Raw genomic sequence first — 8489 nt, 5'->3', positions numbered from 1 at the left:
TGGCGAAGCCGGAGTTGGACGTTTCAAGAATGGTGGTGAAAGCAAGCGCGAAGAGGAGGGCGAAATAAGCGACGGACAATCGGGTTGCTCGGAAAATGCCTGAACCGAGTCGGCACCATATCTCCCGTCGGCTTCATTTCAAAGAAGCGGTCGCGACAGTTGAATCCGTAAAGCGCGATGCGGGATCAGCGGGCCGTCTTGAGCGGGCGCGCCACGACGCGGGCCGCCCGCGCCGCCGCGACGGCGAAGCGCGTGAATGATCCGAACAGATAGCAGCGATGGGAGTGCGTCACGCTGAAACACTGCACGCGCTGGGGATGACAAATCGCGTTGTTTCAAAGTGGCAGGATCGAAATCTGACCTATTTGAACGCACATCAACGCGGTGCCGATATTCTGGCGGGCTTTGGTGCCGCTAGTCGGGCGTTTCGTATGCTTCTCCAATCGGCGATCTTGGGGCTTGGCGCCTTCCTTGTAATCCATCAGGAAGCGACCGCCGGCATCATTATCGCTAGCTCGATCCTCACTGCGAGAGCGTTGGCTCCTGTTGAGCTTACCATAGCTCATTGGAAGAGCTTTCTGGCGGCCAAGGAGGGATGGGTAACCCTGAAGGCTATGCTTACGCATGCCACTGTGACAGTCAAAAAGCCGGTACTGCTTCCTCCGCCGAGATCAACTTTATCCGTCGACGGACTGATCGTTCGCACTCCGAATAGCCACAAAGTCGTTGTGTCTGACGTCAGCTTTGTGCTGCACGCAGGTCAAGGGCTTGGTGTGATCGGACCTAGTGGTTCCGGCAAGTCATCATTGGCGAGAGCAATTGTCGGTGTGTGGCCTCCACTTCGCGGCACTGTTCGATTGGATGGAGCATCGATCGATCAATGGAGCAATGAGGAGTTCGGATCGCATATTGGATACGTGCCGCAAACGGTCGACCTTTTGGCCGGTACGATCGCAGAGAACATTGCGAGATGCAGGACTGACGTCGACGACCAAATGATAATTCGGGCCGCAAAGGCTGCAGATGTGCACGAAATGATCGTGCGCCTTCCGGACGGCTACAACACGATTATTGGGGATGGCGGCGTTGGTCTATCAGCCGGCCAACGACAACGCATTGGGCTTGCTCGTGCCTTGTTGGGCGATCCTTGGCTCGTGGTGCTGGATGAGCCGAATTCCAATCTGGACGCTGAAGGCGATCAGGCCCTAACGAAGGCTATCGTTGGCGTGCGCCAGCGAAAGGGTATCGTTATCGTTATTGCGCACCGGCCGTCTGCGCTAGTCGCAGTCGACAACATTCTTGCGCTGTCCGAAGGGGTTGTGCAAGCATTCGGCCCTAAAGAGACGGTGCTGGCACAAATCACGCGTCCGGCACCCGCCACTCCTGCTTCACTCAAGATCGTCGATGCAGGCGCCACGTCGTGACCTACGTCGATGAGGACGCTCAAACAAGCCTTCGGCAGCACGTGATCTTCGGTTGCGCGCTGCTGGCTGTTCTCGTGGCGGGCTTGGGCGGATGGGCGGCCATTACGGAAGTTTCTGGCGCAGTTGTCACCTCTGGGTCGCTCGTTGTTGAGAGCAATGTAAAGCGCGTTCAGAATCCAACCGGTGGAATTGTAAGCGAGTTGCGCGTTCGTGACGGTGATCACGTCGCCGCTGGCCAGATCCTCCTTCGTCTCGATGAAACCATGACGCGAGCGAATCTGGCTGTTGTTACGAAGAGCTTGAGCGAGCTGAAGATACGCGAGTCGCGACTTGAAGCCGAACGGCGCGGAGAGGAAGAAGTCGAATTTCCTAGCGACCTTTCTAAGTCCGCAAACGTTGATCTCGCCCGCATGATATCGAGTGAGCGCAAGTTGTTTGAGGTGCCTTCGTGACGAAGGTCGTGAAAGTGCAGATCCTCGATTTTCAACTTGTCGCAGGCTCGGGTGAATGCCGCGCTCACTGAACGGTGGTTGAACGGGAATACGCGACCCTGACCTCTGGTAATGATCCGCTGCTGAAGCAGGATCTCCCACGCATCGTAGCCGGTCAGGTTGAGAAGCGGGACCTTCTGGTCGTTGCCTTCCTTCTCCCGCTGATCCTTGCGGTCGCGAATAACCAGGATCCGCTTCTTCATATCGACGTCCGGCCAGTCGGGCCGGCAAATCTCCTCCTGCCGCATTGTTGTCGCAATGGCGTACCGAACGATGCGAGCCATTGGAATGATTTGTCGACGACTGCTTTCGAAGTGTTCAATGAGCTCATCAAGCTCATCTTGGGTCGGCCGACGATCTCGTTCCCCGCCTTTGCCGACCAGACCCAAATGCTTCAACGCAAAACGCGCTAAGCGAACTTCCTCAGCCGAGACTTCAATACCGTGAACCGCCGCGGCATGGGTTGCGATGGTCCTGATGAACGACATGTCGATTGCCAGGGTGGCCGGCCCAGCTCCTTCCTTCGCTCGCTTCCTACCAAATTCGATCAACCGCTCGCGATTCAGTTGGGGAATTTTCACAGATCCCAGGGAGAGCTTAAGCGCTTCCATGACCGCTGCCTTGGATCGGCGAGGGGGGCGCCCGACTTCATGCATGTCTTCAACGTGCAGATCGATGAGGTCGCCGAACGTGCGAACCTTTTGCGTTGCTCGCGGTTTGGGTGATCCGCTGCGATCGATGTTGCGCTCAATATCGAGCGCCCATTCCCCGCCGTCCTTGCGGCGGCGGAAGGTCTCTGCCACGTAGCGGTTCTTCCAGCGGACCTGGACGCGCCAGTTGCCGGATGGCAATTGAGTGAAGCTGGCCATGGCCGTGTGCACTCCCCAATTCGTGTGCGCTACGTGTGCACTGAGAGGTCAAAACGGGTACAAACGTGTGCAATTTCGGCTAGTTTGGAGTGCACACGTTCGTGTTTCATTCTATTGAGAGTATATGGTAAATCATTGAAATCGCAAGACTATCGCTTTTCTGTGGCCCCGATGATGGATTGGACCGATACCAGGTGTCGCGTCTTCCATCGTCAGCTTTCGCGGCGGGTGCGGCTTTATACGGAGATGCTGACCACAGGCGCCGTCATTCATGGCGACCGGGCGCGGCTGCTTGGGTTTGATGCGAGCGAGCATCCGGTCGCGTTGCAGCTTGGCGGCTCCGATCCGCGTGAGCTCGCGGCCGCGGCCAGGATCGGCGAGGATTTCGGCTATGACGAGATCAACCTCAATGTCGGCTGCCCGTCCGATCGGGTCAAGGATGGCCGGTTCGGCGCCTGCCTGATGGCGGAGCCGGCGCTCGTTGCCGAGGGTGTTGCGGCGATGAAGCGCGCGGTGAGGGTTCCCGTGACGGTGAAGTGCCGCATCGGGATCGACGACCAGGATCCGGAACTGGCGCTCGATACGCTCGCGCGCGGCGTGATCGAAGCGGGCGCGGATGCACTGATCGTGCACGCGCGGAAAGCCTGGCTCAACGGCCTGTCGCCGAAGGAGAACCGCGACATCCCGCCGCTCGATTATGATCGCGTCTATCGGCTGAAGGCCGCCATGCCCCATGTTCCCATCATCATCAATGGCGGCATCGCAAGCCTCGAGGAGGCGAAGCGGCACCTGGCGCATGTCGATGGCGTGATGCTGGGCCGCGCCGCCTATCAGGAGCCGTGGCGGTTATTGTCGGTCGATCCCGACCTGTTCGGCGAGGCGCCGCCGCACGCCACGATGCAGGACGCACTCGAAGCGATGATCCCCTATATCGAGGGCGAACTCGCGCGCGGCGCGCGACTGCATGCGATCACGCGGCATTTCGTCGGCGCGTTCTTCGGCGTGCCGGGGGCGCGCGCGTTCCGCCGCCATCTCGCCGAGCATGGCACGAAGTCGGGTGCGGGCGTCAACGTGCTGCGCGAGGCGATAGCGCTAGTTGGAAGCCGTGCGGCCGCGCCGATGGCGGCCTAGCACGTCCGGATAACCGGTCAGCATCAGCTTGTCGGCGCGCACGCCCCAGCTTTCCAGCCGATCCAGGAAGCTCATGCCGAGCAAATTGGTCTTCATCTGCCCGCGCGGCACCACCAGCGCCGGAATCGACTTTTCGACCAGGTGACCGACGGCGAGGCGATCGAGGGTCAGCCGTGCCGCCTTGGTGTGGCCGCCGGCGGTTTCGAGATCGACATTGTATTCGAGCATTTCGATTGGCAGCCCGATCGCCTTTGCGGTCTCCCAGGTCAACACCACCGAGGTCGCGCCGGTGTCGATCACCATCGGCGCGCTGACCCCGTTGATCTTGGCGCGCAACGCGAACTCGCCGCCCTGTCCGCGCGGGATCTGCACGGCAGGGCCGGGGGGCACAACGTTCCCGCGCAGCATGTGCGAGACTTGGCTACTGGCGCGCGCGATCTGTTCGTGATCGCCATAGGCGACGACCGCGCCCGCGGTGGCGAACAGCAACAGGAGCACGAGGAGGACGCGGCTCATGACACTGCCTCCCGCGTCCAACGCACTAGAGCATGATCCGGAAAAGTGGACACCGGTTTTCCCTCGCGACAAACGCAAAGCGTTTGCGCGGAGATCATGCTCAAACAAAGAGCTAGAGCGGGATGACGATTCGAAGAAAAGTCATCACGCTCTAGGCGCGCTTCGGGCGCGCGTCCATCCGCTCGAGGCCCGCTTCCGCCATGCGCGTGGGCAACAGTGCCATCACGGCGAGGCGCTCGGCGCTGTCCATCTTGTGCCAGCGCGCGATCTCCGGCAGCGTCCGCCCGCAGCCGAAGCAGAGCCTGGTCCTGGGGTCGATCATACAGACTGCGATACACGGCGTTTCTGTGCTCATCCATCGATAGTGAAACGATTTCGATCGCGGGTGCAAGCGCGTCTAGAGTCCGGTGCCTGCACTCATGATCGGCTTGTGGCGTCCCCTTTGCTTGTCGTCGGTCGAAGGAATCGAGGGTTGCGGCTGCAAGGGCGGCGCTTCCTCGGCCATCGGCGCGAGCGCCGACATCACGCGCTCCGGCGGGAAGGTCACGATCACCTCGGTGCCGATGCGCAGCTTCGACTTCAGCGTGAAGGTGCCGCCATGCAGGTCGATCAGGCTCTTGGCGATCGGCAGGCCAAGTCCGGCACCTTGTTCCGCCGACTTGATCGAGTTGGAGCCCTGGCCGAACGATGCCAGCACGATCGGAATCTCGTCCTCGGCAATGCCGGAGCCGGTGTCCTTCACGCTGAGATATTGGCCGCCGGAGGCGGTCCAGCCGACCTTCAGCCAGATCTCGCCGCCTTGCGGGGTGAACTTGATCGAGTTGGACAACAAATTGAGCACGATCTGCCGCGTGGCGCGCTCGTCGACCCAGATCCGCGGCATGCCCTGCTCGAACACTTCGTGGATGGTGATGCCGCGGCTGGTCGCGCGCAGTTTCAAGAGATGGTGGCAGTCGGCGACGACATGCAGCAGCGAGACCGCTTCCTCGTTGAGCTCGTAGCGGCCGGCCTCGATCCGCGACAGGTCGAGGATCTCGTTGATGAGGTTGAGCAGGTGAACGCCGGAATTGTGGATATCGGCAGAATATTCCTTGTAGACCGGCACCGCATGCGCGCCGAAGATCTCGCTCTTCATCACCTCGGAGAAGCCGAGGATGGCGTTGAGCGGCGTGCGCAGTTCGTGGCTCATCTGCGCCAGGAAGCGCGACTTGGCGACGTTGGCGGCTTCGGCGCGATGCCGCGCCTCGTCGGAGATCGCCTTGGACTGTTCGAGTTCGGCGATCAGCACGTCCTTCTCGGCGCGCGCCTGCAGCGTGGCGAGCGTCGTCGAGTGCAGCCGGTGGGCAAGCAGGGCGAAATAGCCCTCGGCGCCGAGCGCGAGCAGCGCGAACACGTAATTGTCAAAGGAACCGCTCAGCACGAAACTGACGGCGATCGCGATCGTCACCGGCGCGGTGGCCGCCAGTGCCGCGATCGGAAGGCTCGCTGCGAGCATGCTGGAGACCGCGATCACGAGCAGCATCAGGAACATCATCAGCGCATTGGAGGCGGCGTCCGTGCCCGCGGGGTGAGTCAGGATCACCGTCCAGAACAGGCCGTAGAGCAGGTCGAGCAGCACGAACCGCGTCTGCCATTTGCGCGTCGCGGCAGGCGAGGGGGATTCCTTCAGGAACTTGGCACAACTCTTCACGGTCGCGGCATGGGCTCCGAGTATGCCGATGGTCCAGGCGGCCGCCACGAGCGGCTCTCGCCACACGCCGAATAGCACGCCGGTGGCGATCACCAGCAGCATCACGACGTAGGATGCCGAGATCCGCGTCTGGGCGTATTGGCGGAGCAGTTCGGTGTCGAATGCGGGGCGGGTCCCGCTGGTTGACGTTAACCGATCCCGCGCCTCCCGGACCCGCTGCGCTGCGGCGCGGCGGCTGTTGACCGGCGCGGCAGCCTGGGGCTCGGCCGGCAACTGGACAACTTCAGGCTTTTCCGCGGGATCACTCATTAACAACACAAAATCCTGCCCGCAAACCGCACGGGCTTTTGCATTGTCTATCTCTCGCGCCAAATCATTAAGCGATGACTTAGAAAGCTAAAGAATCTCGTTAACGAGAGGTTAAATTAACGATTGGCCTTTGGGCGAGAGCGCCTCAAACCTCCCCTTGAAAAGGGGAGGTCGGTTTGCGCGGAACGCGCGAACCGGGTGGGGATCATCTCTCTCCACGAACGCCGGTGCTTGTGGCCGGCCCCCATCCCGACCTTCCCCCTTTCAGGGGGAAGGAATGCAGCCACGCGCCGTTAACGTTCCAGCCGCGCGAGCAGGCTCGACGTGTCCCAGCGCTTACCGCCCATTTTCTCGACTTCGGCATAGAACTGATCGACCAGCGCGCTCACCGGCAGGTTGGCGCCGTTGCGTCGCGCTTCCGCGATGCAGATCGAGAGATCCTTGCGCATCCATTCCACCGCGAAGCCGAAATCGTACTTGCCATCGTTCATGGTCTTGTAGCGGTTCTCCATCTGCCAGGATTGCGCCGCGCCCTTCGAGATCACATCGATCACGGCGGCGACGTCGAGGCCCGACTTCTTGGCGAAATGGATGCCTTCGGAGAGGCCTTGAACCAGGCCTGCGATGCAGATCTGGTTGACCATCTTGGTAAGCTGGCCGGAGCCTGCCGGTCCCAGCAGCTTGCACATCCGCGCATAGGCCGCGATGACAGGCTCGGCGCCTGCATAGGCGTCTTCCTTGCCGCCGCACATCACCGTCAGCACGCCGTTCTCGGCGCCGGCTTGTCCGCCGGAGACCGGCGCATCGACGAACTTGAACCCCGCTTTCTCGGCGGCGGCATTGAGCTCGCGCGCGACTTCGGCGGAAGCGGTGGTGTGGTCGACGAAGGTCGCGCCCTTCTTCATGCCGGCGAATGCGCCGTCCGGGCCGATCGTGACCGCGCGCAGGTCGTTGTCATTGCCGACGCAGCACATCACCAAATCCTGGCCTTCGGCCGCCGCCTTTGGGCTCGGCGCCGCGCGGCCGCCGAACTTCTCGACCCAGGCCTGCGCCTTCGCCGGCGTCCGATTGTACACCGTCACCTCGTGGCCCCCCTTTTTCACGAGATGTCCTGCCATGGGGAAACCCATTACGCCGAGACCGAGAAAAGCGACTTTAGCCATGTCTGCTACCTTGTTTCTTGCCTAATAACCTTGGGATTTGCCGGCGACATTGGACGGGCCGGACGGTGTTTTTCAGGCGGGAGGGCCGCACCATAAACGCTGCGCCGCAGAGGGCAACGGCTCGTTTGGCCGACATCAGCGGTTTTGTGTTATGATAACTCACCAACGAACCTCACAAAAATGGGAGTGAGACATGAATGGAAGAGAGGCGGGCGCAAGCGTAGGCGTGCTCGATCATTTCAACATCCGCACCCGGAAACTGGCCGAAACCGTCAAGTTCTATGAGGAGGTTTTGGGCCTGGAGAAGGGCGCTCGGCCGAATTTCGCCTTTCCCGGCGCCTGGATGTACAGCGAGGGCAAGCCGGTGGTTCACCTCGTGGACATTTCCCCGACCGACGAGCCGCAAAAGCCCGACTCCGGCGTGGTCCATCATGTCGCCTTTGTCAGCAGCGGTTTCACGGCGATGAAGCAGCGCCTTCAGTCCAAGGGCATGAAATTCGATTCCCGGCAGGTTCCGGGCGGCGACCTCTGGCAGATATTTGTGCACGATCCCAACGGCGTGATGATCGAGCTGAACTACGAGGTCGCCAAGGAACAGGACGCCGCAGCGCCGGCCGAGCGCGCCGATGACATCGGCGGCAGGTAGGAACCCTTCGGGCCCGGCGTAAATCGCGGAAATCTATTGCGCTGGCACAACTACCCTTTTCTGCCGATCCGTCATATCTGTGGCGGTAGAGCGTGACGACTTCGGGTCGGAGCGATCGACGGCACTTCTCCTCCCTCTCCCCGTTCTTACGGGGAGAGGGGTGGGGTGAGGGGCTCTCTCCGCGAACACGGTGACAGACGGATTCGCGGGGGCTCCCCTCACCCGAAATTCAAGCGTAGCTTGAATTTCG

Annotated in this window: 8 protein-coding genes and 1 pseudogene; 4 read left to right on the top strand and 5 right to left on the bottom strand. The window is 61.3% G+C overall.

The features are described 5' to 3' along the window. Positions 1-278: 278 nt before the first annotated feature. Both CWO89_RS36960 and CWO89_RS49790 read left to right on the top strand, forming a co-directional pair. The gene (locus CWO89_RS36960; protein WP_245476751.1) at positions 279-1424 is read left to right on the top strand and encodes a type I secretion system permease/ATPase; all 1146 of its coding nucleotides are present in this window, start codon (positions 279-281) and stop codon (positions 1422-1424) included. Positions 1425-1687: 263 nt separating this feature from the next. Further along, on the top strand, positions 1688-1876 hold the full coding sequence (locus CWO89_RS49790; RefSeq protein ID WP_463698527.1) for a hypothetical protein: 189 nt from the start codon (positions 1688-1690) through the stop codon (positions 1874-1876). A 2-nt stretch (positions 1877-1878) separates the two neighbouring features. On the opposite strand, the pseudogene CWO89_RS49785 reads toward CWO89_RS49790, so the two are convergent. Then, a pseudogene (locus tag CWO89_RS49785) lies at positions 1879-2403 on the bottom strand (tyrosine-type recombinase/integrase); the annotation flags it as partial. Positions 2404-2955: 552 nt separating this feature from the next. Here CWO89_RS49785 and dusA point away from each other — a divergent pair. Beyond that, the gene (gene dusA, locus CWO89_RS36945; protein WP_245476749.1) at positions 2956-3915 is read left to right on the top strand and encodes a tRNA dihydrouridine(20/20a) synthase DusA; all 960 of its coding nucleotides are present in this window, start codon (positions 2956-2958) and stop codon (positions 3913-3915) included. Here dusA and CWO89_RS36940 read toward each other — a convergent pair. The 4 genes from CWO89_RS36940 to CWO89_RS36925 all read right to left on the bottom strand — a co-directional run bounded on the left by CWO89_RS36940 (position 3877) and on the right by CWO89_RS36925 (position 7593). After that, the gene (locus CWO89_RS36940; protein ID WP_130583301.1) at positions 3877-4431 is read right to left on the bottom strand and encodes a TIGR02281 family clan AA aspartic protease; all 555 of its coding nucleotides are present in this window, start codon (positions 4429-4431) and stop codon (positions 3877-3879) included. The two genes, dusA and CWO89_RS36940, sit on opposite strands and share 39 nt — an antisense overlap. 151 nt (positions 4432-4582) lie before the next feature. After that, a complete protein-coding gene (locus CWO89_RS36935; RefSeq protein WP_130583300.1) occupies positions 4583-4786 on the bottom strand; it encodes a DUF1289 domain-containing protein in 204 nt (67 codons plus the stop codon). 42 nt (positions 4787-4828) lie between these two features. Further along, a complete protein-coding gene (locus CWO89_RS36930; protein ID WP_130583299.1) occupies positions 4829-6430 on the bottom strand; it encodes a sensor histidine kinase in 1602 nt (533 codons plus the stop codon). A gap of 293 nt (positions 6431-6723) precedes the next feature. Next, positions 6724-7593: an NAD(P)-dependent oxidoreductase gene (locus CWO89_RS36925; RefSeq protein WP_130583298.1), complete on the bottom strand. Its 870-nt coding sequence runs from the start codon at positions 7591-7593 to the stop codon at positions 6724-6726. 193 nt (positions 7594-7786) lie between these two features. On the opposite strand from CWO89_RS36925, the gene CWO89_RS36920 reads away from it, so the two are divergent. Next, the gene (locus CWO89_RS36920) at positions 7787-8239 is read left to right on the top strand and encodes a VOC family protein (protein WP_130583297.1); all 453 of its coding nucleotides are present in this window, start codon (positions 7787-7789) and stop codon (positions 8237-8239) included. The last annotated feature ends 250 nt before the right edge of the window (positions 8240-8489 follow it).

It is taken from the genome of Bradyrhizobium sp. Leo170 (genome assembly GCF_004296405.1).
In the GTDB taxonomy this organism is placed as follows: Bacteria; Pseudomonadota; Alphaproteobacteria; order Rhizobiales; family Xanthobacteraceae; genus Bradyrhizobium.
Note: the sequence above shows the minus strand (reverse complement) of the source record. Positions and strands in the feature narration are given on the sequence as shown.